Origin of the sequence: Streptomyces sp. SID5910 (genome assembly GCF_009862125.1) — a bacterium.
Classification (GTDB): Bacteria; Actinomycetota; Actinomycetes; order Streptomycetales; family Streptomycetaceae; genus Streptomyces.
Map to the genome: position 1 here is coordinate 1 of NZ_WWHX01000330.1, position 17,091 is coordinate 17,091.

16 protein-coding genes are annotated in these 17,091 nt (G+C 71.7%); 9 read left to right on the forward strand and 7 right to left on the reverse strand.

Annotation, left to right across the window (positions count from 1 at the left end; translation table 11 throughout):
* Nucleotides 1-63 precede the first annotated feature (63 nt).
* Entirely contained in the window at nucleotides 64-309 is a 246-nt protein-coding gene (locus GTW67_RS11160; protein WP_161166022.1) for a WhiB family transcriptional regulator, read from the reverse strand.
* 183 nt (nucleotides 310-492) lie between these two features.
* On the opposite strand from GTW67_RS11160, the gene GTW67_RS11165 reads away from it, so the two are divergent.
* A complete protein-coding gene (locus GTW67_RS11165) occupies nucleotides 493-1,281 on the forward strand; it encodes a VOC family protein (protein ID WP_161164659.1) in 789 nt (262 codons plus the stop codon).
* 23 nt (nucleotides 1,282-1,304) lie between these two features.
* Here GTW67_RS11165 and GTW67_RS11170 read toward each other — a convergent pair whose 3' ends face one another.
* A complete protein-coding gene (locus tag GTW67_RS11170) occupies nucleotides 1,305-2,417 on the reverse strand; it encodes a substrate-binding domain-containing protein (protein WP_161164645.1) in 1,113 nt (370 codons plus the stop codon).
* A 60-nt stretch (nucleotides 2,418-2,477) separates the two neighbouring features.
* The gene (locus GTW67_RS11175) at nucleotides 2,478-3,473 is read right to left on the reverse strand and encodes a multicopper oxidase domain-containing protein (protein ID WP_161164646.1); all 996 of its coding nucleotides are present in this window, start codon (nucleotides 3,471-3,473) and stop codon (nucleotides 2,478-2,480) included.
* A gap of 199 nt (nucleotides 3,474-3,672) precedes the next feature.
* Here GTW67_RS11175 and GTW67_RS11180 point away from each other — a divergent pair, with 199 nt between their 5' ends.
* Nucleotides 3,673-6,150: a ThuA domain-containing protein gene (locus GTW67_RS11180; protein WP_202437095.1), complete on the forward strand. Its 2,478-nt coding sequence runs from the start codon at nucleotides 3,673-3,675 to the stop codon at nucleotides 6,148-6,150.
* Nucleotides 6,151-6,164: 14 nt separating this feature from the next.
* Nucleotides 6,165-8,354, forward strand: coding sequence for an OmpL47-type beta-barrel domain-containing protein (locus tag GTW67_RS11185; protein ID WP_161164648.1), 2,190 nt, complete (start codon nucleotides 6,165-6,167; stop codon nucleotides 8,352-8,354).
* A 1-nt stretch (nucleotide 8,355) separates the two neighbouring features.
* On the opposite strand, the gene ligD is transcribed toward GTW67_RS11185, so the two are convergent.
* Together ligD and GTW67_RS11195 are read right to left on the reverse strand one after the other, a co-directional pair.
* Complete coding sequence (gene ligD / locus GTW67_RS11190; protein WP_161164649.1) at nucleotides 8,356-9,381, reverse strand: non-homologous end-joining DNA ligase; 1,026 nt, start codon at nucleotides 9,379-9,381, stop codon at nucleotides 8,356-8,358.
* A gap of 93 nt (nucleotides 9,382-9,474) precedes the next feature.
* A complete protein-coding gene (locus GTW67_RS11195; protein WP_161164650.1) occupies nucleotides 9,475-9,918 on the reverse strand; it encodes a nuclear transport factor 2 family protein in 444 nt (147 codons plus the stop codon).
* Nucleotides 9,919-10,112: 194 nt separating this feature from the next.
* On the opposite strand from GTW67_RS11195, the gene GTW67_RS11200 reads away from it, so the two are divergent.
* Nucleotides 10,113-11,180 (forward strand): ATP-dependent DNA ligase, encoded by a 1,068-nt coding sequence (locus GTW67_RS11200; protein ID WP_161164651.1) that lies wholly within the window; start codon nucleotides 10,113-10,115, stop codon nucleotides 11,178-11,180.
* A gap of 13 nt (nucleotides 11,181-11,193) precedes the next feature.
* Here GTW67_RS11200 and GTW67_RS11205 read toward each other — a convergent pair whose 3' ends face one another.
* Nucleotides 11,194-12,384, reverse strand: a complete 1,191-nt coding sequence (locus GTW67_RS11205; protein ID WP_161164652.1) for a zinc-dependent alcohol dehydrogenase — start codon at nucleotides 12,382-12,384, stop codon at nucleotides 11,194-11,196.
* A 244-nt stretch (nucleotides 12,385-12,628) separates the two neighbouring features.
* Here GTW67_RS11205 and GTW67_RS11210 point away from each other — a divergent pair, with 244 nt between their 5' ends.
* The gene (locus tag GTW67_RS11210; protein ID WP_161164653.1) at nucleotides 12,629-13,597 is read left to right on the forward strand and encodes a DUF3048 domain-containing protein; all 969 of its coding nucleotides are present in this window, start codon (nucleotides 12,629-12,631) and stop codon (nucleotides 13,595-13,597) included.
* Here GTW67_RS11210 and GTW67_RS11215 read toward each other — a convergent pair.
* Nucleotides 13,581-14,045, reverse strand: a complete 465-nt coding sequence (locus tag GTW67_RS11215; RefSeq protein WP_161164654.1) for a MarR family winged helix-turn-helix transcriptional regulator — start codon at nucleotides 14,043-14,045, stop codon at nucleotides 13,581-13,583. The two genes, GTW67_RS11210 and GTW67_RS11215, sit on opposite strands and share 17 nt — an antisense overlap.
* A 196-nt stretch (nucleotides 14,046-14,241) precedes the next feature.
* On the opposite strand from GTW67_RS11215, the gene GTW67_RS11220 reads away from it, so the two are divergent.
* From GTW67_RS11220 to pcaG, 4 genes are read left to right on the forward strand one after another with little or no spacing between them, the layout of a single operon-like run.
* Entirely contained in the window at nucleotides 14,242-14,997 is a 756-nt protein-coding gene (locus tag GTW67_RS11220; protein ID WP_161164655.1) for a CoA transferase subunit A, read from the forward strand.
* Nucleotides 14,997-15,662, forward strand: coding sequence for a CoA transferase subunit B (locus tag GTW67_RS11225; protein WP_161164656.1), 666 nt, complete (start codon nucleotides 14,997-14,999; stop codon nucleotides 15,660-15,662). The genes GTW67_RS11220 and GTW67_RS11225 overlap by 1 nt, the downstream gene beginning before the upstream one ends.
* Nucleotides 15,663-15,693: 31 nt before the next feature.
* Entirely contained in the window at nucleotides 15,694-16,467 is a 774-nt protein-coding gene (gene pcaH / locus GTW67_RS11230) for a protocatechuate 3,4-dioxygenase subunit beta (protein WP_161164657.1), read from the forward strand.
* Between the two features lie 6 nt (nucleotides 16,468-16,473).
* Complete coding sequence (pcaG, locus tag GTW67_RS11235; protein ID WP_161164658.1) at nucleotides 16,474-17,079, forward strand: protocatechuate 3,4-dioxygenase subunit alpha; 606 nt, start codon at nucleotides 16,474-16,476, stop codon at nucleotides 17,077-17,079.
* Nucleotides 17,080-17,091 lie beyond the last annotated feature (12 nt).

Below are 17,091 nucleotides of genomic sequence, written 5' to 3' on the forward strand. Positions count from 1 at the left end.
GCCGCCGGCGGGCCCGGCACGGCGTGGCGGCGGTGGGGCGGCAGTGGGGCCGGCGGTCCGGGCTCAGTGCGAGCCGCGGCGCAGCGCCTGCCGCTCCTTCTCCGACAGTCCGCCCCAGACGCCGAAGCGCTCGTCGTGGGTCAGCGCGTACTCCAGGCAGGCCGAGCGGATCGGGCACAGGGCGCAGATCCGCTTCGCGTCCCGCACGGAGCTTCCGGGCTCGGGGAAGAAGAAGTCCGCCCCGGTCTGCGCGCACAACGCCTCCTGCTGCCAGGTGAGGTCGGGCGTCGCGATGGTGTCGATGTGCATGCGCAGGATCGTGCCCGCCGGCGAAAAACGTTCGATCAACGCGGGATCAACGCCGCCCGGCCGGGCCCGCCCATGGTCCCCCCGGGGAGGGCGGGCGCGCACGGCGGCGCGCGGGAGCGGACGTCCGTGGTCGGTGGAAGACTCGGCAGAGCAGGCAACGGGACCCTTCCGAGGAGGGCGATGATGCTCACCACCCGCTTTGTCACCGGCGCACCGAACTGGATCGACGTCGGCACGTCCGACATCGACGGCGCCTCGTCGTTCTACGGCGGCCTCTTCGGCTGGCGGTTCCGGTCGGCGGGGCCCGAGGCCGGGGGCTACGGCTTCTTCGAGCTGGACGGCCGGATCGTGGCCGGGGGCATGCAGACCACGCCGGAGCAGGGGCCGCCGTCCTGGACGGTGTACTTCCAGACCCCCGACGCGGAGGCCACCGCCGAGGCCTCGGAGCAGGCCCACGGCGGTGTGCTGATGCGGCCGATGGACGTGATGGGCCAGGGCACCATGGCGATCCTCGCCGACCGGGCCGGCGTGTCGTTCGGCGTCTGGCAGCCGGGGCGACTGAGCGGCCTGGGCGTGGCCGGCGAGACCGGCGCGCTGTGCTGGGCCGAGCTGTACACGCCGGACATCGCGGCCGCCGCCGCGTACTACCGTGCGGTGCTGGGGCTGGAGACCTCCGCGGTGCCGTTCCCCGGCGCCGGGACCTACACGTGCGTGAACCCGGCAGGGGAGGGCGAGGAGAGCACGTTCGGCGGCGTCGTGCCGCTCGCCGACGACCCGCTGGAGACGGACGCCCACTGGCTGCCGTACTTCGCGGTCGCCGACGCGGACGCCGCGGTCGCGCGGGCCGGGGAGCTGGGCGGCACGGTGCGGATGCCCGCGACGGACATCGAGGGTGTCGGACGCCTCGCCCGGCTCGCCGACCCGTACGGCGCCCGGTTCGCCGTGCTCAGGCCGGCGCCGCGGGAGAGCTGAGCGGCGCACCCGGTCCGGCGTGCTCAGGCGGAGGCGCGGCGGACCAGCGTGGTCGGCAGGATCAGTCCGGAGGTGGCGCCCGGCACGGCTCCCGCGCCGTGGCCCGGGTCGTCGTGGGCCGGATCGCCGGAGCTCGCGTCGCCGGCCACGAAGTCCCCGTCGCCGTCCTCCGCCGTCCCGCGGTCGAGGCCGCGCAGCAGCAGGCGGGCCATCAGGCGGCCCATGCCCTCGATGTCCTGACGGACCGTGGTCAGCGGCGGGTCGGTCTGCTCCGCGACCGGCAGCATGTCGTCGAAGCCGGCCACGGCCACGTCGTCCGGCACCCGCCGCCCCCGCTCGCGCAGCACCCGCAGGGCGCCCGCCGCGGTGAGGTCGTTGGCCGCGAACACGGCGTCCAGGTCCGGGCACCGGTCCAGCAGCTCGCGCATCGCCCGCTCTCCGCCGCCCGGCGTGAAATCCCCGTGCGCGACCAGGTCAGGGCCGGCGTCCGCCCGGACGTCCCGGAAGCCCGCGAGCCGGTCGGCGGCGGAGGTCTGGTCGAGGGGCCCGGCGATGTGCGCGATACGGGTGCGGCCGAGGGCGGCCAGGTGACGCACGGCCGCGCGGGCACCGCCGCGGTTGTCGCTGTCGACGTAGACCACGTCGTCGTCGCCGTCGTCCCAGCCGGGCCGGCCGCCGAACACCGTCGGCACCCCGGCGCGGCGGACCAGACCGGGCAGCGGGTCGTCGAGGTGGAGGGAGAAGACGAGGGCACCGTCGACATGCCCGCCGGCCAGGTAGCGGCCGACGCGGGCGTGGTCCTCGCGGCCCTCGGTGAGCAGCAGGACGAGCTGGCTGTCGTGGGCGGTCAGCTCCTTGCTGATGCCGCGCAGCTGCTGGGCGAAGTACGGGTCGGTGAAGACCCGGGTCTCCGGTTCGGCGGCGACGACGGCGACGGCGTCGTGGCGCCTCGTCACGAGGCTGCGGGCGGCCTGGTTGGGGACGTAGCCGAGCTCGTCCACCGCGTGCCGGACGCGCTCGGCCAGTTCTTCCCGGACGCCGTGCGCCCCGTTGACCACGCGGGAGACGGTGGCCCGGGAGACCCCGGCCCGCGCGGCCACGGCCTCCAGCGTAGGACGCGGCGCGGTCTCGGTCACGGGTTCCTCCTCGGCGGCTGCCGCTCAGGATAGCGGCAGGTCCCGGGGCGGGAACCGTCGTCAGTGGTGGTGCTCCGGGACCTCCTCGGCCGTCGCGCCGTGCTCGTGCGGTTCGTACCCGGGAATGGTGCCGTCCGTCTTCTTCACCAGGAACAGCCCCACCATGCCCATGTCGGAGTGGCTCTGGACGTGGCAGTGGTACATCCACGCGCCCGCGCCGACCCCCTCCCCCGCGATGATCTGGAAGCCGAAGGAGTCCGCCGGTCCGGTGATCTTGTTGTCGATGACCTGGGTCGGGTCGTCGGGGCCGGTGAGCATGCCGGTGCGGTTGTCGGCCCAGCGGTGACCGTGCATGTGGAAGGTGTGGTAGTACTCGCCGTGCGTGATCATGACGATCTCGACGCGGTCGCCCACCGTGGCCTCGAAGTTCGGACCGGTGTGCGGGGCCTGGTTGTTGATGGTCATGTCGTTGAAGACGATCGTGTGCGTGGCGTCCGGCAGGATGTCGCCCTTGCGGCGCACGATCACCGGGCCGTAGAGGCCCTTGCGGATGCCGCCGGTGCCGTGCTCGGTGCCGACGACGTGGTCGTGGTAGTGCCAGTAACCGGCGCTGCCCGCCCGCCAGGTGCCGTCCGCGCGGCGCCCCGGGGCGTGGGTGCGCCAGGTGTAGGTGCGGGTGCCGCCGGGTTCGACGTCGCTCTTGTTCATGGCCGTGCCGTCGCTGGAGATCTCGTAGTCCAGGCCGTGGACGTGCAGACTGGCCCGCACGTCCGTCGAGTTGGTGAACTCGATGTGCAGCGTGTCGCCCTCGTTCAGCTCGATCAGCGGGCCCGGGATCGACGCCTTGCCCTTCTCGAAGCCGTAGCCCAGCTGCCCGTCGGGCAGTTTCTCGGCGTACATTCTGATGTGCTTGACCACGCCCCCGGCCGGTGCCGTTCTCGCCGTGACGGCATTGGCCTCGGCGGCCGCGCCGGCGGTCTCCGGCGCGATGGACAACGATGTCGCCACGGCCGCGCCGCCCAGCAGCACCCGTCGGTTGAAGCCTCGCCTGTCCATGCCGAACTCCCCACGCTGATACGGAAGATGCGAAGACGCAGACCTGATTGGCTGTGATGAACCTGTGGGACCGTACCGGCTACCGCAGCGTTTATCCACACTCAGGACAAAGTTCGTTGGATCCCGGTCATACCTATTGGCGAACCACGCAAAGAGGTCTAGCTTCCTTGGCGCTGCTGCCGTGACCGAGGAGGTGCCCATGCCCTTGAGAGGGTCGAGCGCGAGAAGAAGAGGGTGGGCGGCGTGTGCCACCGCCGCCTTCGTCGCCGCGGGACTGCTGGCCGGCCCCACCGCCAGCGCCCGTCCGGTGCCGGAACCGTCCCTGACAACGATGTCGATCAAGTCGCCGCCGGGCGGCGCGAACGTACGGGTGCTGGTCTTCTACGGCTCCGCCGCGGCCGGCGACGAGTCCCCGGTGGTCAACGCCGGGATCGCGGCCATCGAGCGGATCGGCCGGAGCGGACCGGAGAACCAGCGCTTCACGATCGAGGCCACGGACAACGCCTCGGTCTTCACCAACGAGAAGAAACTCGGCCGCTTCAACGCGATCGTGTTCCTGACCGGGGGCGGCGACGTCCTCGATCCGGACCAGGAAGCGGGCCTGGAGGCGTACATGGAGGCCGGCGGCGGGTTCGTCGGCGTCCACGACGCGGCCCGCGCGGAGCCGTACTCGGACTGGTTCACCGGTCTGGTCGGCGCCCGCCCCGCGGCCGGCACCCCGGCCAAGGTCCAGCGCGCCACCGTGGAGGTCGGTGACCGGAGTCATCCGGCCACCAAGAACCTGCCGTTGGAGTGGAAGCGCCCCGACGAGTGGCTGAACTGGCAGAAGAACCCGTCCGGTGACGTCCACACCGTGGCCCGGGTGCGCGAGTCGACGTACGCGCCCGGCGCGGGCGCCAACGGTGCCGACCATCCGGTCAGCTGGTGCCGTGACTACGACGGCGGACGGTCCTTCTACACCGGCATGGGCGGCACGGTGTCGTCGTACGACGAGACCGACTTCCGAGACCATCTGCGCGGCGCCCTGCTGTGGACGACGCGCCTGGTGCAGGCCGACTGCAAGGCGACCATCACCGGCAACTACAAGGCCGAGCGCCTCACCCAGGCGAACCAGCCCGGCCAGAACGACCAGATCGGCGAGCCGCACGGCCTGGTCACGGCGCCCGACGGCCGGGTGTTCTACATCGGCCGGGGCGGCGCGGACTCGTCCCAGCCCGTGATCACGGACTGGAACAACCCCGACATCGGCAAGGGCACGGGCCAGATCCACGTCTGGGACCCGAAGACCAAGAAGGTCACCCTCGCCGGCGCGCTGACCGTCTTCGGCAACAAGGGCGGCGGCGACGAGCTGGTCAAGGTCGAGGAGGGCCTGCTCGGCATCGAGCTGGACCCGAAGTTCTCGGAGAACGGGTGGGTGTATCTGCACTACACCCCGCACTCGGGGATCAACCGCGACACGCACATGGCCGAGCGGCGCGTCTCCCGCTTCACGCTCGACCTGGCCACCAACAAGCTGGACATGGGCAGCGAGAAGGTGCTGCTGAAGTGGCCGGTGCAGATCCACAGCTGCTGCCACGCGGGCGGCGGGATGGCCTGGGACTCCAAGGGCAACCTGTACATCGCGACCGGTGACAACAACTCCAGCCAGTTCAGCGACGGTTACTCGGGCAACAACCCGCAGCCCAACTTCAAGGGCGTGTCCTTCGCGGACGCGCGCCGCACCGCCGGCAACACCAACAACCTCAACGGCAAGATCCTGCGCGTCCACCCGGAGCCGGACGGGACGTACACGCTCCCCGAGGGCAACCTCTTCACCGGCAAGGAGACCGCCGAGGGCGGCGGCAAGACGCGCGGCGAGATCTATGTGATGGGCGTCCGCAACCCGGCGCGCATCTCCGTCGACAAGGCCACCGACACCCTGTACGCGGGCTGGGTCGGCCCGGACGCGGGCGCCCCGTCGACGACGTGGGGTCCGGCCAAGTACGACACGTTCGCCGTGATCACCAAGGCGAGCAACCGGGGCTGGCCGTACTGCATGGGCAACAAGCAGCCGTACCGGGACCGCAACCTGCCGGACCCGACCAAGCCGCTGGGCTGGTACGACTGCGACCACCCGAAGAACGAGTCGCCGAACAACGACGGCCTGGTCAACCTGCCGCCGGTGACCGGCAACAACATCTGGTACTCGCCGCAGGGCGGCGGACCCGACTTCCCGCGCGACGCGAACGGCGTCCCGTCGTACAAGGAGAGCGAGTCCGTGTACCGGCTGCCCTGGCTCAAGGGCGGCGGCCAGGCCGCGATGGACGGCCCGGTGTACCGCTACGACGCCGCCAACCCCAGCGCCGCCAAGTGGCCGGCGTACTGGGACGGCAAGTGGTTCGTCGGTGACTTCTACGACGCCGACCAGCCGCGCAACGCGGTGCTGATGGACCCGAAGACGCAGGGCGACGGCGGTCTGCCGGTGCACGCGGAGTCGCTGAAGAAGATCGTGCCGGTCGGCAACGACGGCATCAAGAACCTGATGGGCTGGCAGTTCGGCCCGGACGGCGCGCTGTACGTCCTCGACTACGGCCGCGGCTTCTTCACCTCGGACTCCAAGTCGGCCCTGTGGCGGGTCACCTACACGGGCGGCGGGCCGACGCCGGCCGCCGGACAGCTGGCGAGGGGGAGCGAGTGATACGCCGACGAAGAATGTGGGCCGCGCTGCTGGCGGGCCTGCTGATGATGCTCGGCCTCCAGGCGACGTCCGCCTCCGGACAGCCCAGGGCCGCGGCCGGGGCCGCCGAGCAGCAGGTCCTCACCTGGACCGCGGGTGACGACATCACCAAGTACACGTCCGCGCCGGAGACGGCGGTGGCCGGTCCGGCGACGATCGTCTTCGAGAACAGCGAGGCGACCGGCAACACCACCGGCATGCCGCACACGCTGACGTTCATGACCGGCGACCCCGAGTACAACAGCGACGTACAACTGAACATCCTGGCCAACCCGTTCGACGCCGAGGGCGGCAAGCACACCGCCGAGGTCACCCTCACCCCGGGCCGCTACATGTACCACTGCACGATCCCGGGCCACGGCCAGATGACGGGTGTGCTCACGGTCACCGAGGGCGGGGGCGGCGACGACACCACCGCGCCCACGACCTCGGCGAAGGTGGAGGGCACGCAGAACGCCGACGGCGCGTACGTCGGTTCCGCGGCCGTCACGATCGCCGCCACCGACGAGGGCGGTTCCGGTGTGGACCGCGTCGAGTACGCGCTCGGCGCGGACGGTGCCTGGCAGCCGTACACCGCTCCGGTCGTCGTCGACCAGGTCGGTGAACACACCGTGCGCTACCGGGCGTTCGACAAGGCGGGCAACGCCGCCGAGGAGAAGAGCGTCACGTTCGCCGTGGCCGCCCCGGACACCGACGACACGACCGCGCCGGAGACCTCGGCGACGGTCGCCGGCGAGAAGGACGCGGACGGCGCGTACATCGACATGGCGACGGTGACGGTCACCGCGTCCGACACCGGCTCCGGCGTCAACACCATCGAGTACGCGGTCGGTGACGGCGCCTGGCAGGCGTACACCGCGCCGGTGATGGTCCACGAGGCCGGTGAGCACACGGTGCGCTACCGGGCCACCGACAAGGCGGGCAACGTCGCGGCGGAGAAGAGCGTCGCGTTCACCGTCGTCGCCGCTCCCCCCGAGGACACCACCCCGCCGGTGACCGGCGCGACCGTGGAGGGCTCGAAGAACTCCGCGGGCGCCTACGTCGGCAGCGCCATGGTGACGGTCAACGCCACCGACGAGGGCGGCTCGGGGGTGGCCGGGGTCGAGTACTCGCTCGACGCGGGTCCCTACCTGGCGTACACCGCGCCCGTGGTCGTCGACCGGGCCGGCACGCACACCGTGGCGTACCGGGCGAGCGACCGGGCGGGCAACACGTCGGAGCCGCTGAGCGTGAGCTTCACGGTGGTCGCGGGCGGGGGCGTGCCGGCGCCGCCGTGCCCGGAGTACGACGAGCGGCTGACGGTGATCGTCGGCACGGTCGACTCGGGGGTGCCGAACCGGGTGACGAACAACCGGTGCCGGATCAACGAGCTGATCGAGGACGAGAAGGAGTGGACGTCCCAGGCGCTCTTCCTCAAGCACGTCGGGGAGGTCCTGGACGCGCTGCGGACCGAGGGCGTCGTCGACAAGCGGGAGGTCAAGGCGATCAACAAGGCCGCCAAGCAGTCGAAGATCGGGCTGCCCGGCCAGACCGACGGCTACCGCAAGATCATGGACGGCACCCAGGAGACCTTCGCCAAGTGGGAGCAGGTGGGCGGCGGTTCGTTCGCGCTGAACGGCGACGGGTCGATCACGTCGAGCACCAGCACGCCGGGCATGGGCATGCTGTGGTTCCCGGAGCGCACGTACGGCGACTTCTCGCTGAAGCTCCAGTGGCGTGACGACGCGCCGGGCACCGGCAACGCCAACGGCGGTGTGTTCGTGCGCTTCCCGTGGGTCCACGGCCACCCGGAGGAGTCCCGGCCGGAGTGGGTCGCCATCAAGTACGGGCACGAGGTGCAGGTGTTCGACAGCCCGAGCGGCGACATGTACAAGACCGGGTCGGTCTACGGCTTCGACCGGGTCGGGCTCGCCGGGGCCGGCGTCACCGGGAAGGGCACCTGGAACGACTACGAGGTCCGGGTGGTGGACCAGCACTACTCGGTCTTCCGCAACGGTGTGCTGATCAACGAGTTCGACAACATCGGCGGTCAGGACTTCTACCCGGCGCGCTCGGACGACCCGGGCACGGACGGGCGGCGGTTCGCCTCCGGCTACGTCGGTCTCCAGGTGCACAGCACGACGGACGTCGTCTCGTACCGGGACGTCCGGATCAAGGAGCTGTAGCTCACTCCGCGCCGGGAGCGGGCTTCTTCGCGCGGCTCGGCTGTACCCGCCTGGGTTCTCCCGGCATCTTCGGATACTCGGGCGGGTACGGCAGATCGCCGAGTCCGTGGTCGTGCTCGTCCTTCGTCGCCAGTTCCAGCAGGGCGTCGAGGGAGTAGGCGTGATCGTCCATGTCCGCGTGCACGTCGCCGAGTTCGGCGAAGCGCGCGGGCATGGTCGTGATGTCGAAGTCCTGCGGGTGCGCGACGCCCACCTCGTCCCAGGTCAGCGGCGCGGAGACGGGCGCGTTCGGGCGGGGGCGCACGGAGTAGGCGGAGGCGATGGTGCGGTCGCGGGCAGTCTGGTTGTAGTCCACGAAGATGCGCTCGCCGCGTTCCTCCTTCCACCACTTGGTGGTGACCCGCTCGGGCATCCGCCGCTCCAGTTCCCGGCCGGCGGCGATGGCGGCGCGGCGCACCTGGGTGAAGGTCCAGCGCGGTTCGATCGGCACGAAGACGTGGATGCCGCGCCCGCCGGACGTCTTGGGCCAGCCGCGCAGGCCCCCGAACTCCGCCAGCACCGCCCGCAGTTCGTGGGCGGCCCGGACCGCGTCGTCGTAGTCGGTGCCGGGCTGCGGGTCGAGGTCGATGCGCAGTTCGTCGGGGTGGTCGACGTCGTCGCGGCGCACGGGCCAGGGGTGGAAGGTGAGGGTGCCGTACTGCGCGGCCCACACGACCGCGGCCTCTTCGGTGGGGCACATCTCGTCGGCGCTGCGTCCGCTGGGGAAGGTGATGTGCGCGGTGGGGATCCAGTCGGGCATGCCCTTGGGGGCGCGTTTCTGGTAGAACCACTCACCCGTGATGCCGTCCGGGTAGCGCTCCAGGGTGGTGGGCCGGTCCCGCAGCGCGCGCAGGATGCCGGGGGCGACCGCCTGGTAGTAGCGGGCGACGTCCAGCTTGGTGTAGCCGGGCTCCGGGAAGAAGACCTTGCCCGGGCTGGACAGCCGCACGGTCCGTCCGTCCGTCTCCAGTTCCACCGCTTCCGCCATGCGAGCCACGGTAGGCGCACCTCGCACACTTCGCATGTCGCGCATTCGGTGCGACGGGCGCGCAGAATCGGCGCATGGAGCTGCGGGTGGGACTCAGGAAGGGGTGCACGCCTCGGCGATCGATACGCTGTTCTCGTAGAGGTGATGCCGGGTGATCCGGCCCTCCTCGACGGTGAGGCGCAGCGCGAAGGGGCCCTCGAAGGACTTCCCCGTCGCGCGCACGGTCCCCGAGAGGTACCCCGTCAGGACGGCGTCGGTGCCGTCGACGAGGAACGCGTCGACGGAGGCCCGTGCATCCTCGGCCACCGTGTGCTCGGCCAGCTCCGTGAACTGGGCGGCGCATTCGGCTCCGGTGGAGCGCGGCCGGATCCACGGGACGGCGGGGTTCTCGGCGAGCAGCCAGTCGACGTCGTCCGCGAAGAGCGCGACGAGCCGCTCGACGTCCCCGGCCATCCGGGCGGCGAGGAACTCCTGGACGACGTGGCGGGTGGTGTCGGTGACGGAACTCGCGGTGACGTCAGCGGACTTGATGGGCATGGTTGCTCCTTGCGCCTTGGGTGCCGGAACCCCCGTCGGGATCTCGTCGACATGCACCACGCTGCCGCAGCAGGGGAGCGTGGTCGATTACGTCAGAGGTAACGGCCGGGTGGAGGGCTTCCACGTCCGTCGTCAGGCCCGAGCTGGTCATGCGACGGCAGGCAGACACCATCTACGGCTCATAGAGTCGGTGCATGGATCTTCCCGTGATGCCGCCCGTCAAGCCGATGCTCGCCAAGTCCGTGGCGAAGATCCCGCCGGGCATGCAGTACGAGGCGAAGTGGGACGGCTTCCGGGTGATCGTGTTCCGCGACGGGGACGAGGTGGAGTTCGGCAGCCGCACGGGCAAGCCGTTGACCAGGTACTTCCCCGAGCTGGTGGAGGCCGTGCGGGAGCGGCTGCCCCGGCGGTGCGTGCTGGACGGGGAGATCGTGATCGCGCGGGAGGGGCATCTCGACTTCGACGCGCTGACCGAGCGGATCCACCCGGCGGACTCCCGGGTACGGACGCTGGCCGAGCGGACGCCGTCCTCGCTGGTCGCCTTCGACCTGCTGGCGCTGGACGACGAGTCCCTGCTCGACGTGCCGCTCACCGACCGGCGGGCGCTGCTGGTCCGGGCGCTGTCGGGGGTCACGCCGCCCGTGCACGTGGCGCCGGCGACGGACGACATCGAGGTGGCGCGGCAGTGGTTCGAGCAGTACGAGGGCGCCGGACTGGACGGTGTCGTCGCCAAGCCGCTCGACCTGCGCTACCGCCAGGACGAGCGGGCCATGTTCAAGATCAAGCACGAGCGGACGGCGGACGTCGTCGTCGCCGGGTACCGCCTCCACAAGAGCGGGCCCGTGGTCGGCTCGCTGCTGCTCGGCCTCTACGACGACCGGGGCCGGCTCCAGCACGTGGGGGTGAGCGCGGCCTTCACCATGAAGCGCCGCGCCGAGCTGGTGGAGGAGCTGGAGCCGCTGCGCATGGACGACGTCCGGGGCCATCCGTGGGCGGCGTGGGCCGAGGAGGCGGCGCACGAGTCGGCGCGGCTGCCGGGCGCGCCGAGCCGCTGGTCGGGCAAGAAGGACCTGTCCTGGGTGCCGCTGCGGCCCGAGCGGGTCGTCGAGGTGGCGTACGACCACATGGAGAACGGGGCGCGCTTCCGGCACACGGCCCGGTTCCGCCGCTGGCGCCCGGACCGCACGCCGGAGAGCTGCACCTACGCCCAACTGGAGGAGCCGGTCCGCTACGACCTCGCGGAGATCCTCGGCGGCCCCTGAGCGCCTGAGGACCCTACGGCTTCATCAGGACCTTGACCGCGCCGTCCTGCTTCTTCTGGAAGATCTCGTACGCGTGCGGCGCCTCGGTGAGCGGGACCCGGTGGGTGGCGAAGTCGTCGACGCCGAGCGGGTCCTCGTCGGTGAGGTACGGGATGATCTCGTCGCTCCAGCGGCGCACGTTGGCCTGCCCCATGCGCAGCTGGATCTGCTTGTCGAACATGGTCAGCAGCGGCATCGGGTCGGCCATGCCGCCGTAGACGCCGCTCAGCGAGATGGTGCCGCCGCGCCGCACCAGGTCGATGGCGGTGTACAGGGCCGCGAGCCGGTCGATGCTGAAGCGCTCGGCGAGGGGGCCGCCGATGGCCCGGGGCAGCACGGCCGCGGACTGCTGGACCAGCTTGGCCACGGTGCTGCCGTGCGCCTCGGTGCCGACCGCGTCGATCACGGCGTCGGGGCCGCGGCCTCCGGTCTCGTCGTGGATGGCGGCGACCAGTTCCTTCTCGTTGTCGAAGGCCCGCAGGTCGTACGTCTCCACGCCCCGTGCGCGGGCCCGTTCCAGCCGCTCCGGGACCAGGTCGACGCCGATCACGCGTCCGGCGCCCGTGACCTGCGCGACCCGGCAGGCCATGTCGCCGATGGGGCCGAGTCCGAGCACGGCGACGCTGCCGCCCTGCGGGACGGCGGCGTACTGGACCGCCTGCCAGGCGGTCGGCAGGACGTCGGAGAGGTAGACGAAGCGGTCGTCGGCGGGTCCCTCCGGCACCTTGATGGGCCCGAACTGGGCCTGCGGCACGCGCAGGTACTCGGCCTGGCCGCCGGGCACCGCGCCGTACAGGCGGGTGTAGCCGAACAGGGGGGCGCCCATGCCCTCGCCGGTGACCTGGGTGGTCTCGCACTGGGTCGGCAGCCCGGTGTCGCACATGTAGCAGTGCCCGCACGCGATCTGGAACGGCACCACGACCCGGTCGCCGGGCCTGAGGTTGGTCACTTCGGGGCCGACCTCCTCCACGATGCCCATGGGCTCGTGGCCGAGGATGTCGCCCGGTGTCATGAACGGTGTCAGCACCTCGTACAGGTGCAGGTCGGAGCCGCACAGTCCGCTGGACGTGACGCGGATGACCGCGTCCGTCGGCTCCTGGATCTTCGGGTCGGGCACGTCCTCGACCCGTACGTCCCGCTTGCCCTGCCAGACAACTGCCTTCATCGCCTCGCGCTCCCTCCGTCGCCCGTGCGGCCTCGGTCCTGTGTCGCGGCCGGGTACCCCGGGGCTCCCCCACCGAACCGCCCGCCGGTTCGGCCGAACAGCGGATTCCGGGTGCCTTATCAGATTCAGTCGGGTATGGCCATAAACGCCCGCAGAAGCGGACAATCATGGTTACGAAGTGGGTGGGCGGGTGGTCGGAATGCGACACAGAGCGCACAGGCGGACGCACGGACGGGACCGGACCGTGCCGCGCGGGACGCGGGCCGGCGCGGTGCCGGTGCTGCTGGCCGCGGCGGTGACGGCCGCGCTGGCGGCGGGCTGCACGACGCCGCCGCAGGGGAAGGACGACGGCCGGGCGCCGCATCTGGAGCGGTCGCACACGCGCGGCCCACACACCGCGGGCCCCGTCCTCGCCGTCAAGGTCGACAACGCGCCCGCGGCCCGGCCGCAGCGGGGCCTGGACGCCGCGGACGTCGTCTACGTGGAGCCGGTGGAGGGCGGACTGAGCCGTCTCATGGCGGTCTACGCCACCAGGCTGCCGGAATCGGTCGGGCCGGTGCGCAGCGCCCGGGAGTCCGACCTGGAGCTGCTGCGCCAGTTCGACCGGCCGGCACTCGCGTTCTCCGGCGCGCAGAGCAAGCTGCTCCCGCTGATCGACCGGGCGCCCCTGCGGCCCGAGCCGCCGGACCGGGCACCCGACGCCTACGTCCGCGACGACGCCCGCCCCGCGCCGCACAACCTGTACGTACGGCCGGACCGGCTGCTGCCGTCGGCGCCGGGCGCCGCCGCGCTGACCACGGGTTACCGCTACGGCGAGGCCCCCGGGGGCGGGCGGGCCGAGACCTCGCGCACGGTGCGCCACCCGGCGTCGAGCTTCACCTTCACCTGGTCGGCGGAGCGCGGCCGCTGGCTGGTCGCCATGGACGGCGACCCGGCCCCCGCGGCCGGCGGCGGGCGTCCGGAGCCGGCGACGGTGGTCGTCCAGCACGTGACGGTGCGCGAGTCCGCCTTCCGCGACTTCCTCGGCAACAACTCGCCGTACGTGGAGTCGGTGGGCTCCGGCCGGGCGGAGGTGCTGCGCGACGGGCGCTCCTACGACGTGACGTGGAAGCGCGGGGCGGCCGAGGACGGCACGGCCTTCACCGCCGGGGACGGCACGCCGGTGAACTTCGCGAAGGGCCCGGTGTGGGTGGTGTTCACGGGGACGCCCTGACGGGTTCGGACGGGTTGCGGAGGCCTTCGGCGGCGTCCGCGACCCGCTGGACGAGGTCGAAGAACACGGCCTGCTCCGCGGCGGACAGCGGGGCGAGGAAGACCTGGTTCATCCGGGCCGTCCGCACGCTCAGCCTGCGGTGGACGCGCAGCCCCTCGTCCGTCAGGCGCAGCAGGAAGCGGCGGCCGTCCTGCGGATCGCGGACCTTGCCGAGCAGTCCGCGGCGGTCGAGCCGGCTGATCACCTCGGCGATGGTGGACCGGTCGAGCCCCACCCGCTCCCCCACGGTGCGCTGGTCGAGTCCCGGTTCGGCGACGAGCGCGTTGAGGACCGCGAACTGCGGCGAGGTGGTCTCCTCGGAGACCATCGTGTTCCACAGCAGGTGGTGCGCCTGCTGTAGCCGCCGGGCCAGATGCCCGGGGTGAGTGGTCAGGTCGACCGCGGCCATGTGCGCTCCCCTGGCGGCGAGATTCGTTGGTGCACTGACGATACAACGGACCGGCGAGGCCCGCCGTCAGCCTCGCCAGGCGATCTACCTCGCATTTTCAGGGTCTTGACGCTCCAGGCGTCCGATGGCAGCGTGTGGGAAACCTCGCTCAAATACTCAGTGCGCTGATTACTTTCGCAGAGATGGGGCTTCTCGGATGGACAAGGTGGTGGCCACGGCCGGTGAGGCGGTGGCCGACGTGCCGGACGGCGCATCGCTCGCGGTGGGCGGTTTCGGGCTCAGCGGTGTGCCGAACGTGCTGATCGGGGCGCTCCACGAGCGCGGGGTCGGCGGGCTGTCGGTCGTCTCCAACAACTGCGGCGCGATGGAGTCGGGACTGGCCGTCCTGCTGGCCGCGGGCCGCATCGCCCGGGTGACCGGGTCCTACATCGGGGCGAACAAGGAGTTCGCGCGGCAGTACCTCGGCGGTGAGCTGGAGGTGGAGATGATCCCGCAGGGCACGCTGGCCGAGCGGCTGCGGGCCGGCGGCGCGGGCATCCCGGCCTTCTACACGCCGGCGGGCGTCGGCACGCAGGTCGCCGAGGGCGGGCTGCCGTGGCGCTACGACGGCTCCGGCGGAGTCGCGCTGGCGTCGCCGGCGAAGGAGGTCCGTGAGTTCGACGGCGCGGAGTACGTGCTGGAGCGCGGCATCCGCACCGACTTCGCGCTGGTCAGGGCCGCGAAGGGCGACCGGCACGGCAATCTGGTGTTCGCGCGGTCGGCGCGGAACTTCAACCCGCTGGCGGCCATGGCGGGCCGGATCACCGTCGCCGAGGTGGAGGAGCTGGTGGAGCCCGGCGAGATCGACCCGGACGCCGTGCACCTGCCGGGGATCTTCGTGCGGCGCGTGGTCGCGCTGACGGCGGAACAGGCGGCGGACAAGAGGATCGAGCGGCGGACGGTGAGTTCCTGATGGCCTGGACGCGTGAACAGATGGCCGCGCGCGCGGCGCGGGAGCTGGAGGACGGCCAGTACGTCAACCTCGGGATAGGTCTGCCGACGCTGATCCCGAACCACCTCCCCGAGGGCGTGGAGGTGACCCTGGAGTCCGAGAACGGCATCCTGGGCACCGGCCCGTACCCCACGGAGGACCAGGTCGACCCCGATCTGATCAATGCCGGCAAGGAGACCGTGACGGTCCTGCCGGGGGCCTCCTTCTTCGACTCGGCGCTGTCCTTCTCGATGATCCGCGGCGGGCACATCGACGTCGCCGTGCTCGGGGCCATGCAGGTCTCCGCCGCCGGCGACCTGGCCAACTGGGCCGTCCCGGGCAAGATGATCACCGGGATCGGCGGGGCCATGGACCTCGTGCACGGCGCCCGCACCGTCATCGTCGTGATGACCCACACGGCGAAGGACGGCTCGCCGAAGATCCTTCAGGAGTGCGCGCTGCCGTTGACCGGCAAGGCGTGTGTGAACCGGATCATCACCGACCTCGCCGTCCTCGACGTCACCGAGAACGGCCTGACCCTGGTGGAGACCGCGCCCGGTGTGACCGTCGACGAGGTCGTCGCCAGGACCGACGCCAAGCTCGTGATCGCGGACGACCTGGCCACGCACACGCCGTCCGCGAGCTGATCGCCCGCCCCAGTCACCCACGGGAACTCCCATGACTCTCACCCAGCACGACATCGACGCGGAGATCGCGGCCGAGCACGCCGCCTACGAGAAGCGCGTCGCCGACGGCGCGCCCGTCGAGCACCACCCGCGCCGCGACTACGCCCCCTACCGGTCCTCGGTGCTCCGCCACCCCAAGCGGCCGCCGGTCGCCATCGACGTCACCCAGGACCCGGAGCTGGTCGAACTGTCCTCCCCCGCCTTCGGGGAACGGGACCTCACCGGCATCGACAACGACCTGACCCGGCAGCACACCGGCGAGCCGGTCGGCGAGCGCATCACCGTCTCCGGCCGCCTCCTCGACCGCAGCGGCAGGCCCGTGCGCGGGCAGCTCGTGGAGATCTGGCAGGCCAACTCGGCCGGCCGCTACGCCCACCAGCGCGAGCAGCACGACGCCCCGCTGGACCCGAACTTCACCGGCGTGGGCCGCACCCTCTCCGACGACGACGGCTTCTACCGCTTCACCACCGTGCAGCCCGGCCCCTATCCCTGGCGCAACCACGTCAACGCCTGGCGTCCGGCCCACATCCACTTCTCGGTGTTCGGCTCGGCGTTCACCCAGCGGCTCGTGACGCAGATGTACTTCCCGAACGACCCGCTGTTCCCGTACGACCCGATCCTCCAGTCCGTGACCGACGACGCCGCCCGGCAGCGGCTGATCGCGACGTACGACCACAGCCTGTCCGTGCCCGAGTTCTCCCTCGGCTACCACTGGGACATCGTGCTCGACGGCCCGGACGCCACCTGGATCGAAGAAGGACGCTGACCGCCCATGACAAAGATCGACACCAGCGGCCCGGAGAGCGTCCTGCCCACCCCGTCGCACACGGTCGGCCCGTTCTACGGCTACGCGCTGCCCTTCCGCGGCGGCGAGGACATCGCGCCGCTCGGACACCCGGACACCGTCACCGTGCACGGGTACGTGTACGACGGCGAGGGCCGGCCGCTGCCCGACGCCCTGCTGGAGGTGTGGGGTCCGGACCCGGACGGCAACGTGCCCACGGCCGACGGCTCGATGCGGCGCGACCCCGCCTCCGGCGGCTTCCTGGGCCGCAACGGCGTGGAGTTCACCGGCTTCGGCCGCATCCAGACCGACGCCGACGGCCACTGGTACGCGCGGACCCTGCGTCCCGGGGCGCGCGGGCGGAACGCGCCCTACCTCAGCGTGTGCGTGTTCGCCCGCGGTCTGCTCGTGCACCTGTTCACCCGGATCTACCTGCCGGGCGACGACGCCGCCCTGGCTGCCGACCCGCTGCTGTCCCGGGTGGACGCGGAGCGCCGCGACACGCTGATCGCCGGGGACGAGGGCCACGGCACGTACCGTTTCGACATCCGCCTTCAGGGCGAAGGCGAAACGGTCTTCCTGGAGTTCCAGTGACATCAGCTCCCA